Below are 22,491 nucleotides of genomic sequence, written 5' to 3' on the forward strand. Positions count from 1 at the left end.
AACATTAAAGTATCTTACCCAGGTGTTGATCCATGCATATTTACTTATCTTCATCAACTACTTCATAATCCGCATCTACAATAGTCTCCTCGTCGGAGTCTGCAGATGAATCGGATTCTTCTGAAGCAGATGCTGCAGATGCAGCTTCTTCCTGTGCCTTCTGGTACATTGCAGCAGAGACATCATAGACAGCAGTCTGGAGAGCTTCGGTCTTCGACTTGATATCTTCAAGATCTTCAGTTTCCAGGGCAGCCTTAAGATCGCTGACCGCAGCCTCGACCTTGGACTTCTGCTCATCGGTTGCAATATCATCTGCTTCCTTGAGAGTCTTTTCAGCAGCATTCACAAGTGATTCAGCTTCGTTCTTAATCTCAACCTCTTCCTTGCGCTTCTTGTCCTCTTCAGCATGCAACTCTGCATCTTTTACCATCTGGTCAATTTCCTCATCAGAAAGACCGCCTGGTTTCTGGATGGAAATAGACTGTTCCTTGCCGGTTCCCTTGTCCTGTGCATTGACATGCAGGATACCGTTTGCATCAATATCGAATGTTACCTCGATCTGTGGAAGACCTCTTGGTGAAGGTGGAATTCCGTCAAGAGTGAACCTTCCAAGGGTCTTGTTAGCAGATGCTACACCTCTCTCACCCTGAAGTACGTGAATCTCAACAGATGGCTGGTTGTCAGCTGCTGTAGAGAATACCTGGCTCTTCTTGGTTGGAATGGTTGTGTTCCTTTCAATAAGAGCTGTTGATACCCCTCCGAGAGTTTCGATACCAAGGGTCAATGGTGTTACATCAAGCAGAAGTACGTCATGAACCTCGCCTCCAAGGACACCAGCCTGTACTGCCGCACCAACTGCAACAGCCTCATCAGGATTGATGTTCTTGTATGGATCCTTTTCTGTTGCCTTCTTCACAGCTTCTGCAACTGAAGGCATCCTTGTAGAACCTCCTACCAAAAGTACCCTGTCAATATCCTTTGCACTGAGTTTTGCATCCTTCATTGCCTGGTTGACAGCCACCATGGTCTTGTCAAGCAGATCGGAAGTCATCTTCTCGAACTGTGCTCTTGTAAGATCGATATCAATGTGTTTTGGCTGTCCATTGGCATCTGCAGTAATGAACGGAAGGTTGACGTTTGTTGTTGCTACACCTGAAAGCTCTATCTTTGCTTTCTCTGCAGCATCCTTCAAACGCTGCAGTGCTGCCTTGTCCTTGGAAAGGTCGATGCCTTCTACCTTATTGAACTCTTCAATGAGGAACTCTACAACCCTCTGGTCAAAGTCGTCCCCACCAAGCTGAGTGTCACCGCTGGTTGAAAGAACTTCAAACACTCCTCCACCAAGCTCAAGAATGGATACATCAAATGTGCCGCCTCCAAGATCGTAGATGAGAATCTTGTGATCTTCTTCATCCTTATCCAGACCATATGCAAGAGCTGCTGCAGTAGGTTCATTGATAATCCTCATGACCTCAAGACCAGCAATGGTACCTGCATCTTTTGTAGCCTGTCTTTGAGAGTCATTGAAGTACGCAGGAACAGTAATAACTGCCTGTGTGATAGTTTCCCCAAGATAGGACTCTGCATCTTCCTTTAACTTACGCAGGATCATTGCGGAGATTTCCTGAGGAGAGTACTCCTTGCCATTGAGAGTTACCTGATAATCAGACTCTCCAATATGTCTTTTGATAGAGCTCACACTGTTGTCAGCATTGGTGATTAGCTGCCTTTTGGCAACCTGACCCACCAGTTTCTCGCCCTTTTTAGAGAAACCTACAACTGAAGGTGTAGTCCTTCCCCCCTCAGCATTAGGGATAATAGTAGGTTCTCCTCCTTCGATAACAGCCATACAGGAATTTGTAGTTCCTAAATCAATTCCCAATATCTTTCCCATTTTCTTACCTCATTTATGAATGAATTTTAATTGCTATTAATAATTGTGTGTTATTTATATTGAACATATCCTTGCCAGGATAGAAACCGGTTTCAGTTTCATTTGTCCGATTTCTTTGATACTGTAACCATTGCAGGCCTTATCACCTTTGTATGCAAATAGTACCCAGGTTTACAGACATCAACAACGATATTCTCATCATGCTCCGGATGTTCTACATGCATCATAGCTTCATGCAAATAAGGGTCAAATTCAGCACCTTCACACTCGATTTTTTGAAGGCCTTCCTTCTCAAGTATTCCAGTAAACTGTTTAAAGACCATCTCAACACCTTTTATTATAGATGAGATATCATCAGCCTGCTTTGCAGACTCAAGAGCACGTTCAAAGTTGTCATAAACCTCAAGGAGCTCTATTATAACCTGCTCAACTGCAAATTTACGATATTCTTCTTTTTCACGAGTACTTCTCTTTCGGAAATTATCGAATTCTGCAGTCATGCGCAGAAGTTTATCCCTGAGTTCTGCAGCTTCATCCTCAGAAGGATTTACTGCAACTTTGCCTTCTTCAACTTGTTTCGAATCTAATTCTTCACAATTTTCTGGTCCATCAGCCATTCTCAATTTCTCCGCATGTTCTGTGCGCGGTAATGTGCATCAGAACTAGTGATTGTTTGATGTTCTATAAATAGCTACCGCATGTTTGCTTTGTTTCAAAGAAATGAAGTATGCAAAAATGAGAGAAATATTATTAATACAATATAATAACTATTTCAAAAAGAACCCTTGAACTTATGCTGCAAAACACGTATCAGGAACATGCTGGCTATCATGCATAAGGCGAGTGCAGAAACGACCTGCTCCGGCCCAACAGCAGTTATGCCACCTTCAAGAGCATACTTTATACCACTAAAAAAAGCTGTGGCTGAGAACGTTGCAGTTAAAGATACTATTGAGCCCCCTACAAGAGAACCCATGTAATCTGCGCCACGTGACTCAAAATAAACAGAACCTGCTATGAAGATAACCGCAAAAATAAGAAGCATAACAGGCATAGGAACCGGAGTGGAACCACTTTTTGCCATGCTCATCAGCCCAAATGCCACACCGATCATAAAAATTGCCATCGTTGTAGAAACTGCCAGTGCCTGCACAAATGGGTTTTCAGTATTTACATCCATGTTCATCCCAGTCCTCTATCAGTAATCATAGTATATAGTCATTGTTAATATATAGTTGCATACTATAAATATAAAAAGCAGCGTGTAATTACACAGAATTGCAAGAAGAGAAGAGAAGAGTTTTTCATGATATTACAAGTCCAATATCGGATATGATCTTGAAAGATAATAATCAAATAATTCTTTGCCCCAGTGTAATGCAAGAGAATTACAGAATACAAGGTCCTTGCGGTCATAATTGCCATTTTCGTCAAAAAGGCACATCATCAAATAGTTATCCGTCAAAAAAAGCGATGCAAGTTTCATATCCCCAGGATATACGAATAATTTTGCATTGTTATTTTTGAGGAACATTTTAAACTCATGCCCATAATCGACTTTATGCCTTCCCAATGCGTTTTCAGTCATTATAATAGAGACATCGATATTACTTTTAACCAGATCCAGAAGAAATGAAGGGAAAGAAGGATGCAGAAAAGCTGTAGCCCCCATGACAAAATTGGACCCCATTGATTCTTCTATGAGATCTTTATTAAGCTCGAACATGTCATTAAGATCGGGCTCTATCATCTCACAATGTTCCAGTTCCCTTATCCTTCTAAGAAGATGTGGAGGAATAGAGCTGAGTTCGTGTTTTGTCCAGTAATCAAAATTATCCTCAAGTACTTTCAGTGTTCCCACCAGAGGTAACATATCCCTTACTATAACCGCGCCTATCTCTGAAAGCCGGCACACATCTTTCTCTTTTATGACTAGCCTGTTCTCGGACAATATCTTGATCTGAGGCAGCAATGCATGCCTTGTTACATTAAGGACCTCAAGGATCTCCCCCATTTCCCGAGGACCATCTCTGAGAAACAACATAAGGTTCTTCCTTTTTTCCGACATGAATATTGTATCAAGCAGTGAACGTCTTATACAACGACCCCCATCCCTATGTTCAAGTTTGAAACCGTTTCATATGGCTTGCGTTAAATCAAAATCGACTAAAACCAATCTAATCTTTTGATCTAGCGGCATCTTTATTGTTATTTATGCTATCTGGCGCTATAAGCATTTCCATGTACATCCGATGATGAATCAAAATTCCCGGGAAATATAAAAAGATGTACCAATTAATCTTTAATTGTAACTATTCAGCCTACCACAATTAGCCTATTGATACTGATTTAATCAAAACGGAGATGTTTGCTCACTAACAACCTAAGAATCAAAAAAGCAATCAATGGCAACAATCAAAATTAATGATCCTAATAAAATGTAGGTCTCAACTTTTTGTCAAGATTGCTATTGATAGTGTTTTTATCAGGCTGAATAGTTACCTTTAATTATAAGGAAAAAAGCAGGCCATTACAATAGTATACTCATTTACTTCATTTCAAAGTAAATTTGAGCTGGTCATACTACCGCATTGCGAACAATAATATATGTAGTTTGAGCCTAGTTTTTGCTTTTTCAATGCGTTCCCGCAAAATGTGCAGGAAATTTTTATATCGGTTTCCGTTTTTATCTTATTCACACTAACACATCATTAAAAAATCTATTCTTGCTGTATTTTTTTTTGTCCAGTACCCACATACCTTACAAACCTGTACTTCCCTTCCATCATCCTGGAATGCATTATTGCACTCCGGACATTTCTCCAATAACCCCATTTTTAGTACCCCTTAAGTCAAATCATAGAGATATTTTACTTAATAATGTAGAAAGAGACAGATGTGGAAAAAACCACTCTGCCTCTTTACAGTGTACCACCGAAAATATGTACACATGTTCCATGAAAACGTTATCTTTTCTGAGAAAGATAGCATTTTCGAAGACCCCACTCTTTACTTGAGAAACTCCCATTCCCCAACCCGCAAATATATCCGACCGAGATTGAACTTACTCAATCGACATACAATAATTAGCATTTTTGATATATAACATAATTCCGGTAAAATTTATTATGTGGCATCAAATTATAATGCCGTTGTAATTTCAAAAAGGATTATACAGAAATATTCAAATAAGCAATTTAAGGAGCATTATAATTCATGATTAAAAGTTTAACATATATAAAGCATTTCAATGTAAATAAATTAACATCATTGATAAATAAACCCCCTGCTAAATCAGACACATAATAGCAAAGGATATATCAAATAATGCAGTTGCAACCAATATGAAAATACTGCTTGCAGAATATGCAATGGGAGTCGGAATAAAAGGCACACTGCTGCTGGAAGGCAAAGCCATGTTAAGCACTCTTGCCGACAGTTTTTATCGCCTTGGGCATGAAGTTACCTACCTCACTGCAGAAAGCAAGCTTAAAAACGGAACTGCAATTATATCTGATGAAGAAACCTTTGAAAACGTACTTGAAAATGCTGCAAAGAATAATGATGCAGGTCTTGTAATTGGACCAGATGAACTTCTGGGAGACCTGACAGACATTCTGGAAAAGAACACCATTAACCTCGGGTGCCCTGCAGAGTTTGTGCGACTCTGTGCAGATAAACTGGTGTGTACACAAATCCTTGACTCAAAATTCATAGCTACACCCAAAATAGTAAGCGAAGGATTCAATGGAAAGTATGTCATGAAACCAAGGTTTGGATGTGCATCCGAGGGAGTAAGAATGACAATTCCTGAAAGAATGAATACTGTGGAAGAGGAATATATCGCAACCGAATACATAGAAGGTGAACACCTTAGTGTGAGTATGATCTGCGGACAGCGGGCGCTTCCACTGAGCCTGAACAAACAGCTTATCGATATCAAGAAAGATAATGATGATACTATCTTTGATTATAAAGGTAATCAAGTACCATACAAGACAGACTACGAAGAAGAAGTGTTCCTGGTCGCAAAAAAAACTGTTGAAGCACTTGGGTGTAGTGGTTACATAGGAATCGATATTATCTATGGGGACAAACCATATGTTATTGATGTTAATCCCAGACCTACAACTGCAATATTTGGGTTGGTTCAAACCCTAAAAGGCGAAATTGCAGAACTTATGCTGATGAATGTATTTGGTAAACTTCCCGATTCAGTAATTCTTGAAGGGGAGTGCTCTTTCACAAAAGATGACATTGAGGACATCATATGAAAATAATTGGAATTGATATTGGTGGTGCTAATACTAAGATAGCATCCGCTGACGGAGAAATCATTGAACTGCATTATATACCTTTGTGGAAGGACACAACATTGCCCACATCTCTGAGAGACATTGCAGAGGAATTAAAACCTGATAAGGTCAGTGTGGTCATGACAGGCGAACTTGCGGATTGTTTTGAAGATAAAGACAAGGGTATCGACTTTATCATGCGTTCTGTTAATGATGCTTTTGATTGCGAAGTTAAATACATTGATAATAGTGGACGGTTCCATGAAGATTCAGGAAACCTGCGGGACCTTGCTGCAGCAAACTGGGCGGCATCTTCCAGGCTGATAGGTTCGGAGATAGGAGATTGTATCTTTGTAGACGTAGGAAGCACGACCAGTGACATTATCCCTATCAAAAATGGAAAACATGTTGCAGGCCTAACGGATTTTTCAAGGCTTGTTCGCAGTGAATTGTTCTATGCAGGAACACTCAGGACCAACCTTGCATACCTGCTTGAAAAAGTAAACGTTGCAGATGGGGACTGCCATATCGCATCAGAACTATTCTCAACTACTGCAGATGCATACTTACTGTTAGAAGACATCCCAGAAGAACTTTATACTTGCGAGACTGCCGATGGTGCAGGCAAGAGTAAGACAGATGCTATGAGAAGACTGGCACGTGTTGTATGCGCAGACCTTACAGAGATCTCAGCAGATGAAATATACCATATCGCTCAGCAGGTCAAGGAAAGACAGGTGAGCATTTTAAGCCAGGCTATATCAGTTGTTGCTGAAAAGAATGGGCTTGACAGGATAGCATCTGCCGGACTTGGAGAATTTCTCATAAAAGAGGCGGCAGAAAGACTTGGTTTTGAATGTATTTCTGTTGCCAGCAGATGGGGGGCGGATGTTTCAAAAGTATTCCCTGCATATGCTGCAGCGAAGATCATGGAAGATGAAGCTAATGCTTCAGGAAAAGAATAAGTCCGATTGAAATATACATATCTAAAGAGAGAATAAAATATAGGGGATTCAGTTGCTATGAAGATCGTTGTGAAACTTGGAGGAAGTATTATGAAGTATTCACATTCCATCATTGACTCTCTGAAGCATCTGGAAAGGAGTAATGGCAACGACCACTCGATACTCATAGTTCCCGGTGGTGGTGTTTTTGCGGATTCGATCAGAACTATCAGTGAAAAATACGAAATCGGAGATGATGCAGCTCACTGGATGGCCATTCTTTCAATGGAACAATACGCCCACTATATTGTAGATAAGACAGGAGTCAACTCTGTTGAAAATATCAATGAGGTCCCAAGTGGAGTTTCTGTTTTGTTACCGTACAAAATGCTCAGGGAAAGCGATAAGTTACCACATTCATGGAATGTTACATCGGATACTATAGGAGCATGGATAGCCCGGGAAACAGGATCACGCTTTATAAAAGTGACTGATGTTGATGGAGTTATTGCCGATGATATTATTCAGAAGTGGATGACTGCCAGAGAACTTTCAAGGATGGGAGTTACATGTATTGACAGCTCATTGCCTGTCTTTTTGATGGAAAACATGATGGATTGTGTCGTTGTCAACGGAATGTACCCTGAAAGAGTCATTGACGCTGTTATCGGAAAGAATGTAATAGGAACTCATATCAAGGGGAATATTTAAATTAGATACTGCGTATGTACTGAAATCACTGACATGCTGATTTTTCAGTATTTTATATTTATCACATATTATCATAGTAAGGAGATTCTAAATGGCAAATAAAGTCGATAATTGTACCACATGCAACAAGAGACTTGTGGAAACCGGCTATGTACGCTTCCCATGCCCTGTTTGTGGCAACGAGCTTGGAAGATGTATAAGCTGCAGACAGCAGAGCAACCCATATAAATGTTCAAAATGCGGATTTTCAGGAGCATAAGGTGAATTTAGATGGGAGAAGTTGCAGCAACTATTAAGATAATGCCTGAGGGTGTCGATACAAACCTCGAAGAACTTAAAGACAACCTTATCGCATCACTTCCAAAGGGCGCAGAATACGGCACTCACAAGGAAGAGCCTATCGCATTCGGACTTAAGGCCATCATCATGGTCGTCATCGTAGGTGACCTCGAAGGAGGCACAGAATCCGTAGAGCAGGCCTTTGCAGCAGTAAACGGTGTTGAGAGCGTAACAGTGACAGAAGTCGGAAGACCTGTCTAAACCTCTCATTTACTTTTCTTTTTTTTATTAATTTTTCAACATTGTAACTTTTTGGGGCTTGTAGATCAGGGGAAGATCGTTACGTTCGCAACGTAAAGGCCGCGGGTTCAAATCCCGCCGAGTCCACTTAGACAATGTCAGACTGATTTTAGCTTGCGGCATAACTTATAGATTAAATCAAAGACAAATGATAAAAATCATTCCTGAAAAGAGGATAGCCACAGCTAATAAATGACAATTATATATTTATATTTCATTTGTACCACCAAAATTAATTTAGTTAGCGACATCATGAATTATTAATACTCAAGTAGATTTTTTAATAATACAATTATATAACAAAAATAATAGCTACAAACTGAAAATTCGAGAGAATAATGAGTAGCCATTCTGTCAGAATCAACCTCAGCCATCCTGAAGAAAATAAGCATAGTTTTTTATATGTATGAATCCTAATTTTGGAATGACAGTTAACTTACAGGCGGGTTAAGAAAAAGTAAATTCCATTTGGCTATTTCTTTTAGGTTAATTGCTAAAATAAAGAATGCGTCGTATAGATACGGGAAAAGGTTCCCTTCTCAATAGAAACTGCTACATTGTCACAATCAAAGACATAACAAGGGAAATAATACAATCACTTGTATCCTATGATTAGTGGGTTTGTTCCGGCTGCAAAATTGTAGACTTGGTAAGAATCAAATGAACGAATCGTGCGAAATATCTTAACTCGAAGTTAACAGGTCAAATAAACAACAAAGGAAATCAAATAAATGAGAGACAATAGAAGCGGTGGATTCAAAGGCGGAAACGACAGGAACCAGGGCGGATTCAGAGGTGGAAACGGTGGAGGAAACTTCAGATCCAGTGGTCCAAGAGAGATGCACAAGGCAATCTGCGCAGACTGCAAACAGGAAACTGAAGTACCATTTAAGCCAACCGAAGGCAGACCTGTATACTGCAGGGAATGCTTCCAGAACCACAGACCACCAAAAAGATATTAGACGTATTTTATCTGATACTCAATTAATATTTTAACTAGAGGCAAAGTATTCGTACACTTTGTCCATTACCCTTTTTAAAATTCATATCCCATTTCATCACATCCACCATTGATCTGCTAATCACACAATATCTATACAAACACCTATATACCGGACATTTCCATATTTTATTATAGAAGTGTGGGTGATTGATATGAAATCAGTAATGGGGATTTTTATTGTTCTTTTATTGGCTGTTACATCAGCAACTGTTGTAACCGCAGCATCAACAGAAGATTGTAAAGCCTGCCATCCGGGAAAATATGATGCATGGACTGCATCTCCCCACTACATCGAATCTGTGTTAAGTAGTGATAATCCAAATGTGGAATCTTGCCTGCCCTGCCACGGAGCCAGTACAGCACGCCTATACATCAAATAGTATGGAGAAATGTTGTGGGAATCACCAGAGTGTGAAATGTGTCACCAGCCTCCTGTGGAGGGTTTTGATGCACATATCATAAGCCCTTCTAAAGCAATACCACAGTCAAACCTATCTGCAGAGCTTTGTGGGAATTGCCATACAGGGAAACATGAAGAAGTCTACGAAGAGTGGAACGAATACAATAGTATTGAGTTCGATCCGGTAACAACGGCAAGTCATTCCGAACCTTCCAACATTGAAGACAGAATCGTGCTTAACCGAAGCACCTGCGTATCCTGCAAGAGCACTGAAGGTGCCATACTGAACATTGAAGATGCTGCCCTATATGGCAGGAGCAAAGACAGAATGCCGGATACAGAGGACATAACTGAATGGAGAATTACCTGTATTGCATGCCATGCTCCGCATAGTACCGAGCTAAGAACCACACCAACACAACTATGCGCAAGCTGCCATAATTCCGACGGTGCCAATCCGGACGGAAACACAACCATTGTAAGGTACACACAGTGGGAAATGTACAACGGGTCAATATACACCAACGGAGTGCATGCAGTCAACCTTGGCTGTGTTGATTGCCACATGGCAATGATGATAGAAGAAAATGAAACAATAGTTACAGGACACTCTTTCGATTTTGAACCCATATTGCTTTCTGACCCCAATTCGGGCAATATATGCAAGAAGTGCCATGTCATGTCCCATGACGAGATCCCGGTGGACAATGAGTGTGATGATTGCCATGATGTATCTCTCTCAAACATCTTAGAAGTGAATCAGGAAACTATCAAAAATAAACTTAAGGAACTGGAACCTCTTGAAAAAAATGCCAGTATGGCTCTTACAATGATAAGCAACAATGAAAGCTATGATGCAAAACTTGAAAACTACAACAATGCACTATTCTACATAAGCGAAGTGGAATCTGACGGAAGCTTTGGAATGCACAATATGGAACGTGCCACAAATAACCTTGACATGGCAGAGACTTTGCTCAAATCTGTTATTGAAGAAGGAACAGCCATCATTGGTACGGATGAAACATCAACACCCGGTTTTGGAATATTTGCAGCAGTTTCACTGATAACAATAGCTGCATTTGCTTTGTGCAGGGAAAGGAAAAGACGGAAAGAACACTGAGCGGTGTTTTTTACTCTTTTTATGTTCAATGTTCATAGATAGGATCCGTTCACACCACCTACCATCAATAGATCCAGAACTGAGTAGATTATAGTTATTAACCAAACTATTAATACTAATTGAGTATAACAATACTGTATGGCTAAACCCGAACAAATTCCGATAAAGCATCATCTTTCATCAGAAGAATTGCTTAAACATATTAAGTCATTAGAGAAAGACACACGAGTTCTACAACGTTTATATTTTGTTAAACATCGTTATGAAGGAGCTTCTGTTAATGAAGCAGCTAAACTTGTAGGGATATCAAAACCCGTTGCATATCAATGGCAAGAGCGGTGGAATCAAGACGGATATGAAGGATTAAAGCCTAGGTTTTCAGGAGGATGTCCTTCCAAACTCACTGATGATCAAAAAGAAAAACTAAGGGACATGTTACATGAAAGAGATGATTGGTCTACAAAAGAAGTTCAGGAACTCATTTATAATGAATTTAAGGTTCAATACACCATTAAGCAAATACTAGTGATCTTGAAGAAGTTTGGCATGCATCATGCCAAACCATATGCGCATGATTATCGAAGACCACAAAATGCAGAAGATTGTTTAAAAAAAACTTACCGTTAATCGATGATGATTGCGTTATCGGATTTCTTGATGAATCATCTCCCCAAACAACATCAAATACGGTTCGTTTATGGTCTTTCAATAAACCTGCCATCTTCAAAAACACAACCAGGATAAAAGCAAACTCCTTCGGTTTTTATGCATTGAATGGTAATTCTGTTATTGATTTCAAAGAACATTCAACCAAGGAGGATGTATGTTCGTTTTTATCAGCTGTTAAAAACAATAACATGGGAGAGAGAATCGTAATTATTCTCGACAATTTTAGATCACATCGAGCAAAATATACAGTGGAATTTGCACAGGCAAATGATATTGAATTGGTCTATTTACCTCCATATTCACCCGACTTGAATCCAATCGAATTCATCTGGAAAAGTGTCAAAAGAATTATTTCTCGCAATTTTGTGAAAGATCTGGATCATATGAAAAATCTGATTGCTGAGGAGTTTATTGATTGTTCATCAAAGATTAGCTTCGCAAGAAAATGGATTGAGACATTTCTGGATGATAAGTTAAAAATGTTAAGTTAGTAACTATAAATGGATACATCCCATGACCTTGAAAACCTTATCATCTACCATGTAATCTCCCTGGAATGTCACTCAGTCATAATCTATTTTACATGCAAGCAACCTCTGTTAATATGAAATTATTTATATTACCAATTGAAGTTGTGACCCCATCATGGAACTGACCTTATTCACAGATATCGGGATAATTTTCGGACTCTCTATAATCATCTTGCTGCTATTCACCAGGATGAAACTACCTTCTGTATTGGGATTCCTTGTTACTGGTATGCTGGCAGGCCCGCACTGGTTAGGAATAATTAGCAGTGTGCATGAAGTAGAAGCACTTGCAGAAATAGGCATTATTCTTCTTCTCTTCACTATAGGCGTAGAAATGTCTATCAAAGAACTCTGGGACATAAAAAGATCAGTCCTGCTTGGCGGAACCCTGCAGGTAACAACAACGATCCTGGTGGTTTACTATATTTGTATCTTTTTTGGCCTAAGCTCAGGAACAGCACTATTCATAGGTTTTCTCATATCATTGAGCAGTACTGCTATCGTTCTCAAATTATTTCAGGAAAAAGCAGAGATTGACACACCACACGGAAAAACATCCCTTGCAATACTGATATTTCAGGATGTAATTATCGTCCCGATGATACTCATAACACCAATAATAGCAGGTGCCTCTATAGAATCTATCGACACATTGCCCCTATTCCTGCTCAAAGCTATCGGGACAATAGCACTGGTCATTGTAAGTGCAAGATGGATAATTCCTGCATTACTATTCCAGATAGCAAAAACAAGGAACAGGGAATTGTTCCTTTTGAGTATCGTTTTCATTTGTCTGGCTACTGCCTGGCTCACTTCCAGTATCGGATTATCACTTGCCCTTGGAGCTTTCATGGCAGGACTTATTATTTCTGAATCTGAGTACAGTCATCAGGCCATGGGTAATATCATGCCATTTAGAGACGTCTTCATGAGTTTTTTCTTTGTTTCCATCGGCATGTTGCTGGACATCAGTTTCTTTACAAATAATGTAGTTTACCTGCTTGCTCTGGCGCTTGTGGTCATTGTCATAAAGTCTGCTACTGCCAGCCTTGCAACATTCATCCTGGGATATCCACTGCGTACAATAATCATCACAGGGCTGACACTTGCACAGGTTGGAGAATTCTCATTCGTGCTCTCAACCTTTGGTCTTGAATATTCCCTTCTTGACCAGAACATGTATCAGCAATTCCTGGCAGTTTCCATCATCACAATGGCGCTAACTCCCTTCATAACAGCATCTTCATATGGTATTTCAGATAGAGTAGTTAAAGCCGTCCCATATCAGAAACTCATTAATGGGTTCTACGCGAACGGTCTCACTGCAAAGAATGATGATGAAAAAATAAAGGACCACCTGATCATAATTGGGTATGGATTCAACGGCAAAACTTTATCGCATGCAGCGAGGAATGCAGGAATACCATATGTGATAATAGAAACAAACCCTGAAACAGTACGTCAGGAAAAGAAAAAAGGTGAAAAGATACACTATGGTGATGCAAGCCACGAGGCAGTACTTAATTCTACAAACATTGATTCTGCAAGAATACTAATCATAGGTATATCAGATCTTGTCGCTACAAGAAAGATAATCGACATGGCGAAAAGACTGAATCCAGATATCTACATAATCGCCAGAACCCGCTATGTAAGTGAAATGAAAAGACTCAGCGATCTTGGTGCAGATGAGGTAATTCCTGAGGAATACGAAACATCTGTTGAGATATTTGTTCGCCTGCTAAAAAAGTACCTCGTTCCCGAGGAAGACATTGACATATTCACAAGGGAGATACGTGCAAACGGATACTGCATGTTGAGGAAAGCCTATTCAGAAGAACAGGAAAGAAGCTTTAACTTAAAAGATGAGCTTCCGGGTGTGGAAGTCAGTACTTTAAAAGTAGGTGAAAGTTGTTTTGCAAACGGAAGAACGCTCAAGGACCTTAATATAAGGACAAAGCACAAAGCAACCATTCTGGCAATCCGCAGGAATGACACCACCATCACAAACCCTGACGGCGATATTTCCATATATTCAGGAGATATCTGTATCATTTTTGGAAAGCCAGAAGACCTACATAATGTTAGGGAATTATTCAAGAGACCATCCTGTGAAATGTAAATGAATAAACTCTGCCCCATGGCAGAAATTAGCTCAAAGTAAGTCACGTAATTTTGAACACCATTAAAAAACACATTGGTTTGTGAAATTAACATCAGTTTATTTTATATGTGAAAAACGTAAAGATAAAAAAGAGTCATGGGGACCCAAAATAAAATCAAAACCGTGAGTTAACAGCTCATCTTCATAAATGGAGGTAATGTCATGGGATGGAAATTATCAAGAAGAACACATCAACGCTTTAGGCATCTAAGAGTGTGGAGTACGACAAATCATTCAGATGAATCTTACAAATCAAAGACTCCTACAACGATATCTGAACAAAATTTACTTCCTATAAAGACTTTGGAACCATTGCCCATCAATAGCCTTGATGAAGTCGCAAAAACAAAAATAAGAAACATGGCGCAATTACCTATTCAGTGAATAATCCTCATATGAAAGGTGAAATTATCACCTTTCACCAGTTTTCAACGTCACAATGAAAAAGAATAAATTATCTGAATATGTTAAACTTATTCATGTTCAGCAAGCACAATGAATCCGATTACAAAGAAGTACTCTCCGGAATAGAAATGAAAACAATTGTTCACGGAGAAAAAACGCTCATGGTAGAATTCATCTTAAAAAAGGGAAGCATGCTCCCGGCACATGAACACATCCATGAACAGACAGGATACATGGTTTCAGGAAAGATGCTGCTCACAATCGGAGATGAAACTCATGATGTAATGCCTGGGGATTCATGGAACATACCATCAAATGTACCTCATTTTGCTCAAATCCTGGAAGATTCCGTGGCTGTGGAAGTTTTTTCACCTCGAAGGGACGAGTATCTGGAATAAATCCAATACATGAGGAACTATATCAAAGGAGAATAAATTTCCTTTGAATTTTTTATTCCATAATGACGGATAATGATACAATTATCCATTTATAATTTAATACATGAAAAATCAATTTTGGTCCGGCAGAACCTCTTCTTTTAATTGCTCATAGCAGTTTACCATCAATTCAGGAGTTGCTGCCATATCAATAATATTGAATTCAAAGAGTCTTGCAAACTCGTTTACCATGGGCTCGAACTGCTTTTCATAATGAAGACCTGTATTCATTTTAGCCACATTCTTGTATCCTGCATAATCAAAAACAAATTTTGATTTTTCGACATCATCAGGATCCGGAGTCATACCTGCAGAAACAACCATCTCACGCCAGTGGGCTGCCCACATTGGTGTCATGAAGAAAGTACCAACACCACGAAAACTCTTCAATTTCTCAAGATATGCAGCCCTGCCACCGAGTGCTGCACCAATACAATCGTCTATTACATCCCCATTGTCCTCTTTTAGTATATGGACCGGACATGGGAGATCAGCAAGTTCTTCATCAACTTTGCCAAGAACATTACCACAAAGACCGTAGAATAGGAGAATTCCATCAGAGTAGCCTGACATCTCACGTGCTTTGTTGTAAACAACTTCTTTGAGATGCTCAGGTTTGGCGTGCAAAGCAAGTTCAAGCATTTCCACAATTATAGTATAGTCATCGCCATTCAAATTATCTGGCAAACTGTTTTCTGAAACAAGCGTATAGTTGCAGCCAGCATCCCTTAGCTTATCAACAATTCCGTTACAATCGTCATTTTCCACAATTAACAGACTTTTTATTGAATTATCATTTTCAACAATATGGACGATCTCATCCTCAAACATCCTGCAGGCAATGAAGCTCAGTACTGACATGGAATATCATCTCCTTAAAAGGTAAGAAAATGTGATTTTGGATAGTATTATAATCTGGCGCTACGTACAGCAGGATGGATATAAACACAGCTGATAACAATAATTATTCAAGCTGGATGATAGGGAGGAATAATGAGCTACCTGTACCTGGCATTCGCCATAATATTTGAGATATGTGGAACGACATGCATGAAACTATCCGAAGGATTTACAAAACCACTACCATCTGCATTAATATTTATTTTCTACGGCATCAGTTTCATAGCATTCACCATTGCATTGAAAAAGATAGATGTGAGTGTTGCCTATGCTATCTGGGCAGGGCTTGGAGTAGCCATGATCTCATTGATAGGGCACTTTGGATTCAACGAACCACTGCCACCTATAAGAATAGTATTCCTAGCACTCATAGGCATTGGAGTGATAGGACTACATCTGAGCAGCAGCGTGAATTGACCTGGACATACACCCTACACCGCATACAACGTAACCATATTCATGCACCCCTGAGCATGTCTTTTTTGAACAGACCATATTCATCAAAACCCCTGTGGATAAGCACAAGAATACCCAAAAGTACATTCACCATGGTTGTCACATAGATAACTATCATAATGGCTATCTGATATTCTATTGCAACCAATGGACTTGCACCGGCAAGTATCTGTCCTGTCATCATACCCGGAAGAAAAACGATACCAATTGTAGCCATATTTGCAATAGTAGGTTTCAATGCAACCCTCATGCTTTTACGTAAATATGGGATTAGCGCTTCAGTCTTTTCAGCTCCCATGGACAGACGGAAAAGATAGCGGTTCTCATTTCTCTGGATTTCAGTACAAAAGTTATCCATCCCAACGACATTTGCTCTCAGTGAATTACCCAGCACCATACCGGCTATCGGTATGAAATAGCGTGCATCGAAGAGATCATTCAGGTCTATGATAAAATTATTGAAATAGAGAAGTATGGCATAGTTTGTAACAGCAAGAGAAATTACCAGTAATGGAAAAAAATGCCTGGTTTTGAGTTCAGCATTCTTCAGTACTGTATGGGATGCTACAAAGACCATGATAAGTACCCAGAGTACATTCAGCACTGCGTTGTTCAGCTCAAAGAGGAATGTGAGGAAAATACCCACAAAAGCCAATTGAAGAACCATCCGGATAGCACTCTCAATTGTAGATGATATTAATTTCAAATTTAGATAATAGCTGATAAGGATGGGAATGGCCAGAAGCAGAAATGTAAAAAACAGACCTGTTAGTCCTACTTCATATGTTTGCATTCAGTTTGCCTCCCTTGAAAAGTCAATGACCCTAATGTTTTCATTTTCCCACTCACGGTCATGAGATATGGAAAGTACGGTCCATTTCGGATTACAAAAGAATATCTCCACAACTTTCTGCTTTAAAGTACTGTCAAGTTCTGCTGTGACCTCATCAAGCAGAAAGATATCTTTCCCTGACAACAGAGCTACAACAAGGACAATCCTTTGCTTTTCTCCTCCGGAGAGTTTCATGTAGTCCTTGTTGAGAATATCATGATCTAAAGATAGATCTGCCATTACTTTGTCAAGCTGAGCACGGTAAAGAATATCCTTATTTGCCTTAAAAGAAAATATCTCATCTATAAGGTCACCTACTTTCCCATCACCAATATCCGTATCCTGAGATACATACATTATTCTTTTCCTGATGCTCCATATAGAATTGCTATCCACCTGGATACCATCAAAGAAGATTGTACCGGAATTTTGTACACCGAATCCCATTATCAACCTGAAAATAGTGGATTTTCCAATTCCTGATCTTCCTTTTATAAGGATCTTTTCACCTTTTGCAACAGAGAGATTAAAATCGGAAAGAATCGATTTTTCATCGTATTGGATAGAAAGATTTTGAATACTCAACATTTCCATGTGCAATTTTCTCCAGCCATAATAAATAGTCAATTCTGGTATAAAGGCTTTAAACAAGAATTTACATAAATTACTCCATGAGCAAGAACTCACTTACAGAAGGACAAAAAGCTCCTGATTTTTGCCTCCCAGACCAGAATGATAATGAAGTATGTCTGAAAGAACTTGCAGGTAAATGGATCGTTCTTTACTTCTACCCGAAAGACAACACTTCAGGATGCACGAAAGAAGCACAGGAATTTACAGCCTTACAAGAGGATTTCGGTGCGGAGAATGCAGTGATACTTGGAGCCAGCAAGGACAGCATTAAATCACATATCAAATTCGTTGAAAAGAAAGAAATTGGTATCACACTTCTTTCAGATGAGGAAAAAACCGTTCACCAGAAGTACGATGTGTGGAGAACAAAGAAAAACTATGGCAAAGAATATCAGGGAACTGTCAGATCCACTTTTTTGATTGATACAGAAGGCAATATTGCAAAAATATGGGATAATGTCAGAACAAATGAACATGCACAAAAGGTGCTTGATGCACTTAGAGAAATAAAAGAGAACTAATTTCGTAACTATTCAGCCTGATAAAAACGCTATCAATAACAATCTTGACAAAAAGTTGAAACGTAAATTTCATTAGGATCATTTATTTTGATTGTTGCTATTGATTGCTTTTTTGATTGTTAGATTGTTAGTGAGTAGACATCTCTATTTCGATGAAATCAGTACCAATAGGCAAATCGTGCCAGGCTGAATAGTTACCTAATTTCTATTCTTTTCTATTTTTGCGTGCTTGTGGATTTTGCATAGAGTACACTATTGGGTTTTGTTGTTGAGGTTTAAAAAAGAAAAAGCAACCCCCGGTTTATTGGGGGGTGCGGGTTTATTTTAGTCTATTAAGTAATCCTTACAACCTCTTAAGTCGAAGTCACAGTGACTGCAATTGTCCATTCCTTTCCGTCGCTAACTCTTGTAATAGAAAGAGTGTATGCTCCTGCAATTGTTGCAGCTGATGGAGAGGATATGACAAGGTCAGCACTGTCTCCTACATTGCTAACACCTACAGATATTACACTGGTATCATCATCCATAAGAGAACATACGAATAATGTTCCATCATCAGATGTGAAAGTCGGCAATAAATTAGTACCATCTGCATCTACCATTGCTGTTACACTGATAGTAGCTGACCCATCGTTGTTGTCAAATGTTGCAGTTGTTGGTGTAATAGAAGTCTGATCTTCACATAATGTAACAGTAATCGTTACATTGCTTGCTGGCATCTCAAAAGTGTATACTTCACCTGGTGTAAACACAGCTGTTGATACACTTCCACTACTTTCGTCTGTTACAGATATTGATTCAAACATTAGACCACTTTCAATACCTGAAATTTCTACACCCACTGGTTGTCCAGCTTGTGATGTATTTTCAGGATTTGTCGTCACTGTTGCATTTCCACCATCTACAGCTGCAACTGTAATTCCATAGGTCACAGATATATCATATTCTGATGTGTCACCATTTTCTGCAGTTACATTTAATATGTTTGCGTTTAAGACAATAGTCCCATTATTAAGTTGAGATTCGTCATATACTACATATGACTGTTGTGAGTCATCAGTAGATTCAATTGCGTCTATCAATTCAGCAACCGTTAATTGACCTGAAACGTTGACATATTCAGAACCATCCTCATTATTAAGGCCTGTAATAATAGATTCGTAACCAGATTTTACCTGTATAGTTGTAACTGAACTTGGAGCTGCTACGGTTACTGTTACAACATATTCTTGAGTGGTTGAATCAGCTGCAGTTACAGTGTAGGTAACAGGGTTTGTGTAGTTCTGAACTATTCCAGTATTAGGTGAAACACTAGCTCCGGTATGAACTATGGTTGGTGTCAATGATGTTACATCAGTACCATAAGGAACTGTCAGAGCTACGGTCTTTGCTCCTTCATCAACTGTACCAGTTACGGAAGGGGTAGCAAAGTCAAAGCTTGTGATAGCCTTTGCAGGATTTGCTGCTACGGTTACTGTTACAACATATTCTTGAGTGGTTGAATCAGCTGCAGTTACAGTGTAGGTAACAGGGTTTGTGTAGTTCTGAACTATTCCAGTATTAGGTGAAACACTAGCTCCGGTATGAACTATGGTTGGTATCAATGATGTTACATCAGTACCATAAGGAACTGTCAAATCTACTTTCTTCACAGACACTAAAGGAAATATAGCCAAGATATGAGATAGCGTTAAAACAAAAGAAGATGCATAAAAAGTGCTTGAAACCATCAAGTCGCTTAAAGAAAACTAAACAGTCATACCAGTACATCGCAGGAATACATCATATTATGTCAATGTATTCAGATATCTCACTGAAGATTAGAATATAACCTAGCACTAACATTAATAAGGATATAAGCCACGCCCATCTAAGGATATGTGCAAGATTCTTAGGCTGTGTTAATTTTTGAAAAAAACGGTCGACCACGTTTGGTCGATCTTCTGGATTATTATTCATAAAAAAAGAATATCAAAGGATTATCCCTTGATCCTCTTTAGTCTGAAGGTGTTTTCCCTTTCCATCTCTTCAAGACGGAGCCTAATGAAACCCATTGCTTCCTGATATTCCGGTATTACCTTAAATTCGAGAGCATTGACACGCCTTTTGGTCTTCTCGATATCATCAAGAAGCTTTTTCATGGTTGTCTCGATCTCTGCAGCAAGGATTATCTTTTCGACAAGATTCTCATAAGCATCTGCTGCCTCATCAGTGTATGAACTGGTACCAAGAATACCATAACCACGTTCGTTTATGGATTTCCTGACACTGGATGATTCGATCTTTGGAACGACTACACCCATAATGTTACGGCTTTCCAGTTCAATCTCCGGCTTGCTCTTAAGTGCAAAAGCTGTGGATTTGACGGTGATAGTACCGTCAACAGCATTTGCAATACCTATCCTTCGGGAAGCATCTTCATAGGCGGCATCCAGCTCAGTTCTGACATCCTTTGCTTTGCTGAGAATCTCAAAGAACTCAAGGATAAGACCGTCCCTTTTCATCTTGAGCAGCTTATGACCACTCTGAGAGAGCTTGATCTTTCTCTTGAATTCAATAAGTTCTGAACGAGTTGGTTTTACATCTTTCACGCCCATGTTGAATCACCTTTCAGTTAGTTGCTCTTGTGAGCAGGGTGGTACTTGTCGATATACTTGTTATCGATCCTGGTAAGCAGGGATTCCGGAAGCTCAGAGAGAATGTCCCAGCCAACTGCAAGAGTGTCTTCAATTGACCTGTCTTCATCTCTTCCCTGACGGACGAACCTGTCTTCGAACAAGTCAGCGAATTCAAGGATTTTCTGGTCTCTCTCGGACAATGCCTCTTTACCTACAATAGCTACAAGACCTCTGAGGTCACGACCTTCTGCATAACCAGCATACATCTGATCAGATACTGCCTTGTGGTCTTCCCTGGTCTTTCCTTCACCAATACCTGAGTTCATCAGACGTGATAGTGATGGAAGCACATTGATTGGTGGGTAAACACCTTTCATGTGAAGTTCCCTGGAAACTACGATCTGACCTTCTGTGATATATCCTGACAGATCAGGAATTGGGTGAGTGATATCATCACCAGGCATGGTGAGGATTGAGAACTGAGTAACTGAGCCCTTAAGTCCTTTGATAACACCTGCACGCTCGTAGAGTGATGCAAGGTCAGTGTACATGTAACCTGGATAACCACGTCTTCCAGGAACTTCTTCACGAGCTGCACCCATCTGACGGAGAGCTTCACAGTAGTTTGTGATGTCAGTAAGGATTACGAGTACGTGCATATCATGCTCGTATGCAAGGTACTCTGCAGCTGTAAGAGCCATCCTTGGTGTGATGATACGTTCTACAGCAGGGTCGTCTGCAAGGTTAAGGAAAACCACAGCTCTCTCAAGAGCACCGGTCTTTTCGAAGTCCTGCATGAAATACTGGGCTTCTTCGTTTGTAATACCCATTGCAGCAAATACTACTGCGAAAGGTTCGTCTGAACCTGGAACCTTTGCCTGACGTGCGATCTGAAGTGCAATCTCATTATGTGGAAGACCTGATCCGGAGAAGATAGGAAGTTTCTGACCACGCACAAGGGTGTTTGTTCCATCAATGGTTGAGATACCTGTCTGGATGAAGTCCTCTGGTGGCATTCTTGAATATGGGTTCATTGATGAACCGTTAACATCAAGCCTGTCTTCAGGAACAATACGTGGTCCGCCGTCCAATGGTTCTCCTGAACCGGAAAGGATACGGCCAAGCATATCTTTTGATACAGGTAGTTTGATTGTCTCACCGGAGAATACTACACCGGACTCTTCATTCAGTCCACCAGTTCCTTCAAACACTTGAACTGCTACAACATCAGCTGAGGTGTCAAGAACCTGACCCCTCTTTGTTGTACCGTCTGGAAGGTTGATGTGAACAAGTTCACCATAACCTACCGGTTCAGTATTCTCGAGGAACATCAATGGTCCGGAGATTTCTGTGATCGTCTTATATTCCTTGGTCATT

The 22,491-nt window shown here is 39.7% G+C and carries 22 protein-coding genes, 1 tRNA gene and 1 pseudogene; 14 read left to right on the forward strand and 10 right to left on the reverse strand.

Annotated elements, in window-relative coordinates:
- Positions 1 to 40: 40 nt before the first annotated feature.
- The 4 genes from dnaK to WN948_RS04520 form a co-directional block, all read right to left on the reverse strand.
- On the reverse strand, positions 41 to 1,894 hold the full coding sequence (gene dnaK, locus WN948_RS04505; RefSeq protein ID WP_342305820.1) for a molecular chaperone DnaK: 1,854 nt from the start codon (positions 1,892 to 1,894) through the stop codon (positions 41 to 43).
- Between the two features lie 98 nt (positions 1,895 to 1,992).
- Positions 1,993 to 2,511, reverse strand: a complete 519-nt coding sequence (gene grpE / locus WN948_RS04510; protein ID WP_342305821.1) for a nucleotide exchange factor GrpE — start codon at positions 2,509 to 2,511, stop codon at positions 1,993 to 1,995.
- 155 nt (positions 2,512 to 2,666) lie between these two features.
- The gene (locus WN948_RS04515; RefSeq protein ID WP_342305822.1) at positions 2,667 to 3,074 is read right to left on the reverse strand and encodes a heat-shock protein; all 408 of its coding nucleotides are present in this window, start codon (positions 3,072 to 3,074) and stop codon (positions 2,667 to 2,669) included.
- Between the two features lie 132 nt (positions 3,075 to 3,206).
- Positions 3,207 to 3,962 (reverse strand): winged helix-turn-helix domain-containing protein, encoded by a 756-nt coding sequence (locus tag WN948_RS04520; RefSeq protein ID WP_342305823.1) that lies wholly within the window; start codon positions 3,960 to 3,962, stop codon positions 3,207 to 3,209.
- 1,276 nt (positions 3,963 to 5,238) lie between these two features.
- Here WN948_RS04520 and WN948_RS04525 point away from each other — a divergent pair.
- The 12 genes and pseudogenes from WN948_RS04525 (at position 5,239) to WN948_RS04580 (ending at position 15,115) form a co-directional block, all read left to right on the forward strand.
- Complete coding sequence (locus WN948_RS04525) at positions 5,239 to 6,168, forward strand: ATP-grasp domain-containing protein (protein WP_342305824.1); 930 nt, start codon at positions 5,239 to 5,241, stop codon at positions 6,166 to 6,168.
- The gene (locus WN948_RS04530) at positions 6,165 to 7,154 is read left to right on the forward strand and encodes a hydantoinase/oxoprolinase family protein (RefSeq protein ID WP_342305825.1); all 990 of its coding nucleotides are present in this window, start codon (positions 6,165 to 6,167) and stop codon (positions 7,152 to 7,154) included. The genes WN948_RS04525 and WN948_RS04530 overlap by 4 nt, the downstream gene beginning before the upstream one ends.
- Before the next feature lie 57 nt (positions 7,155 to 7,211).
- Entirely contained in the window at positions 7,212 to 7,844 is a 633-nt protein-coding gene (locus WN948_RS04535; protein ID WP_342305826.1) for an amino acid kinase, read from the forward strand.
- A gap of 91 nt (positions 7,845 to 7,935) precedes the next feature.
- Positions 7,936 to 8,103: a zinc finger domain-containing protein gene (locus WN948_RS04540; RefSeq protein ID WP_342305827.1), complete on the forward strand. Its 168-nt coding sequence runs from the start codon at positions 7,936 to 7,938 to the stop codon at positions 8,101 to 8,103.
- A gap of 11 nt (positions 8,104 to 8,114) precedes the next feature.
- The gene (locus WN948_RS04545) at positions 8,115 to 8,384 is read left to right on the forward strand and encodes an elongation factor 1-beta (protein ID WP_342305828.1); all 270 of its coding nucleotides are present in this window, start codon (positions 8,115 to 8,117) and stop codon (positions 8,382 to 8,384) included.
- A 54-nt stretch (positions 8,385 to 8,438) separates the two neighbouring features.
- A tRNA-Ala gene (locus WN948_RS04550) sits at positions 8,439 to 8,510 on the forward strand.
- Between the two features lie 644 nt (positions 8,511 to 9,154).
- Positions 9,155 to 9,385: a CxxC-x17-CxxC domain-containing protein gene (locus WN948_RS04555; RefSeq protein ID WP_342305829.1), complete on the forward strand. Its 231-nt coding sequence runs from the start codon at positions 9,155 to 9,157 to the stop codon at positions 9,383 to 9,385.
- A 193-nt stretch (positions 9,386 to 9,578) separates the two neighbouring features.
- Positions 9,579 to 9,806, forward strand: coding sequence for a hypothetical protein (locus WN948_RS04560; RefSeq protein WP_342305831.1), 228 nt, complete (start codon positions 9,579 to 9,581; stop codon positions 9,804 to 9,806).
- A gap of 9 nt (positions 9,807 to 9,815) precedes the next feature.
- Positions 9,816 to 10,949, forward strand: coding sequence for an ammonia-forming cytochrome c nitrite reductase subunit c552 (locus tag WN948_RS04565; protein WP_342305832.1), 1,134 nt, complete (start codon positions 9,816 to 9,818; stop codon positions 10,947 to 10,949).
- Positions 10,950 to 11,087: 138 nt separating this feature from the next.
- Positions 11,088 to 12,109: pseudogene (locus WN948_RS04570) on the forward strand (IS630 family transposase).
- Positions 12,110 to 12,263: 154 nt separating this feature from the next.
- Positions 12,264 to 14,270 (forward strand): cation:proton antiporter, encoded by a 2,007-nt coding sequence (locus WN948_RS04575; RefSeq protein WP_342305833.1) that lies wholly within the window; start codon positions 12,264 to 12,266, stop codon positions 14,268 to 14,270.
- Positions 14,271 to 14,791: 521 nt separating this feature from the next.
- Positions 14,792 to 15,115 (forward strand): cupin domain-containing protein, encoded by a 324-nt coding sequence (locus WN948_RS04580; RefSeq protein WP_342305834.1) that lies wholly within the window; start codon positions 14,792 to 14,794, stop codon positions 15,113 to 15,115.
- A 111-nt stretch (positions 15,116 to 15,226) separates the two neighbouring features.
- On the opposite strand, the gene WN948_RS04585 is transcribed toward WN948_RS04580, so the two are convergent.
- A complete protein-coding gene (locus WN948_RS04585; RefSeq protein WP_342305835.1) occupies positions 15,227 to 16,015 on the reverse strand; it encodes a DUF1638 domain-containing protein in 789 nt (262 codons plus the stop codon).
- Between the two features lie 132 nt (positions 16,016 to 16,147).
- Here WN948_RS04585 and WN948_RS04590 point away from each other — a divergent pair, with 132 nt between their 5' ends.
- On the forward strand, positions 16,148 to 16,471 hold the full coding sequence (locus WN948_RS04590; protein WP_342305836.1) for a multidrug efflux SMR transporter: 324 nt from the start codon (positions 16,148 to 16,150) through the stop codon (positions 16,469 to 16,471).
- A 40-nt stretch (positions 16,472 to 16,511) separates the two neighbouring features.
- Here WN948_RS04590 and WN948_RS04595 read toward each other — a convergent pair whose 3' ends face one another.
- Positions 16,512 to 17,303, reverse strand: coding sequence for an ABC transporter permease (locus tag WN948_RS04595; RefSeq protein WP_342305837.1), 792 nt, complete (start codon positions 17,301 to 17,303; stop codon positions 16,512 to 16,514).
- Positions 17,304 to 17,936, reverse strand: coding sequence for an ATP-binding cassette domain-containing protein (locus WN948_RS04600; protein ID WP_342305839.1), 633 nt, complete (start codon positions 17,934 to 17,936; stop codon positions 17,304 to 17,306). It lies immediately after the preceding gene.
- A 77-nt stretch (positions 17,937 to 18,013) separates the two neighbouring features.
- Between WN948_RS04600 and bcp the strand changes: the two genes are divergently transcribed.
- Positions 18,014 to 18,496: a thioredoxin-dependent thiol peroxidase gene (gene bcp, locus WN948_RS04605; protein WP_342305840.1), complete on the forward strand. Its 483-nt coding sequence runs from the start codon at positions 18,014 to 18,016 to the stop codon at positions 18,494 to 18,496.
- A 353-nt stretch (positions 18,497 to 18,849) separates the two neighbouring features.
- Here the strand turns inward: bcp and WN948_RS04610 are convergent, their stop codons facing one another.
- The 3 genes from WN948_RS04610 to WN948_RS04620 all read right to left on the reverse strand — a co-directional run bounded on the left by WN948_RS04610 (position 18,850) and on the right by WN948_RS04620 (position 22,490).
- Positions 18,850 to 20,148: a DUF5018 domain-containing protein gene (locus tag WN948_RS04610; protein WP_342305841.1), complete on the reverse strand. Its 1,299-nt coding sequence runs from the start codon at positions 20,146 to 20,148 to the stop codon at positions 18,850 to 18,852.
- A 327-nt stretch (positions 20,149 to 20,475) separates the two neighbouring features.
- The gene (locus WN948_RS04615) at positions 20,476 to 21,093 is read right to left on the reverse strand and encodes a V-type ATP synthase subunit D (RefSeq protein WP_342305842.1); all 618 of its coding nucleotides are present in this window, start codon (positions 21,091 to 21,093) and stop codon (positions 20,476 to 20,478) included.
- Between the two features lie 17 nt (positions 21,094 to 21,110).
- Positions 21,111 to 22,490, reverse strand: a complete 1,380-nt coding sequence (locus tag WN948_RS04620; protein ID WP_342305843.1) for an ATP synthase subunit B — start codon at positions 22,488 to 22,490, stop codon at positions 21,111 to 21,113.
- Position 22,491: the final 1 nt, after the last annotated feature.

It is taken from the genome of Methanolobus sp. ZRKC5, from assembly GCF_038446525.1.
Lineage (GTDB): Archaea > Halobacteriota > Methanosarcinia > Methanosarcinales > Methanosarcinaceae > Methanolobus.

Coding starts and splice junctions, on each gene's coding strand:
- dnaK (WP_342305820.1), bottom strand. CDS start 1,894: ATGGGAAAGATATTGGGAATTGATTTAGGAACTACAAATTCCTGTATG.
- grpE (WP_342305821.1), bottom strand. CDS start 2,511: ATGGCTGATGGACCAGAAAATTGTGAAGAATTAGATTCGAAACAAGTT.
- WN948_RS04515 (WP_342305822.1), bottom strand. CDS start 3,074: ATGGATGTAAATACTGAAAACCCATTTGTGCAGGCACTGGCAGTTTCT.
- WN948_RS04520 (WP_342305823.1), bottom strand. CDS start 3,962: ATGTCGGAAAAAAGGAAGAACCTTATGTTGTTTCTCAGAGATGGTCCT.
- WN948_RS04525 (WP_342305824.1), top strand. CDS start 5,239: ATGAAAATACTGCTTGCAGAATATGCAATGGGAGTCGGAATAAAAGGC.
- WN948_RS04530 (WP_342305825.1), top strand. CDS start 6,165: ATGAAAATAATTGGAATTGATATTGGTGGTGCTAATACTAAGATAGCA.
- WN948_RS04535 (WP_342305826.1), top strand. CDS start 7,212: ATGAAGATCGTTGTGAAACTTGGAGGAAGTATTATGAAGTATTCACAT.
- WN948_RS04540 (WP_342305827.1), top strand. CDS start 7,936: ATGGCAAATAAAGTCGATAATTGTACCACATGCAACAAGAGACTTGTG.
- WN948_RS04545 (WP_342305828.1), top strand. CDS start 8,115: ATGGGAGAAGTTGCAGCAACTATTAAGATAATGCCTGAGGGTGTCGAT.
- WN948_RS04555 (WP_342305829.1), top strand. CDS start 9,155: ATGAGAGACAATAGAAGCGGTGGATTCAAAGGCGGAAACGACAGGAAC.
- WN948_RS04560 (WP_342305831.1), top strand. CDS start 9,579: ATGAAATCAGTAATGGGGATTTTTATTGTTCTTTTATTGGCTGTTACA.
- WN948_RS04565 (WP_342305832.1), top strand. CDS start 9,816: ATGTTGTGGGAATCACCAGAGTGTGAAATGTGTCACCAGCCTCCTGTG.
- WN948_RS04575 (WP_342305833.1), top strand. CDS start 12,264: ATGGAACTGACCTTATTCACAGATATCGGGATAATTTTCGGACTCTCT.
- WN948_RS04580 (WP_342305834.1), top strand. CDS start 14,792: ATGTTCAGCAAGCACAATGAATCCGATTACAAAGAAGTACTCTCCGGA.
- WN948_RS04585 (WP_342305835.1), bottom strand. CDS start 16,015: ATGTCAGTACTGAGCTTCATTGCCTGCAGGATGTTTGAGGATGAGATC.
- WN948_RS04590 (WP_342305836.1), top strand. CDS start 16,148: ATGAGCTACCTGTACCTGGCATTCGCCATAATATTTGAGATATGTGGA.
- WN948_RS04595 (WP_342305837.1), bottom strand. CDS start 17,303: ATGCAAACATATGAAGTAGGACTAACAGGTCTGTTTTTTACATTTCTG.
- WN948_RS04600 (WP_342305839.1), bottom strand. CDS start 17,936: ATGGAAATGTTGAGTATTCAAAATCTTTCTATCCAATACGATGAAAAA.
- bcp (WP_342305840.1), top strand. CDS start 18,014: ATGAGCAAGAACTCACTTACAGAAGGACAAAAAGCTCCTGATTTTTGC.
- WN948_RS04615 (WP_342305842.1), bottom strand. CDS start 21,093: ATGGGCGTGAAAGATGTAAAACCAACTCGTTCAGAACTTATTGAATTC.
- WN948_RS04620 (WP_342305843.1), bottom strand. CDS start 22,490: ATGACCAAGGAATATAAGACGATCACAGAAATCTCCGGACCATTGATG.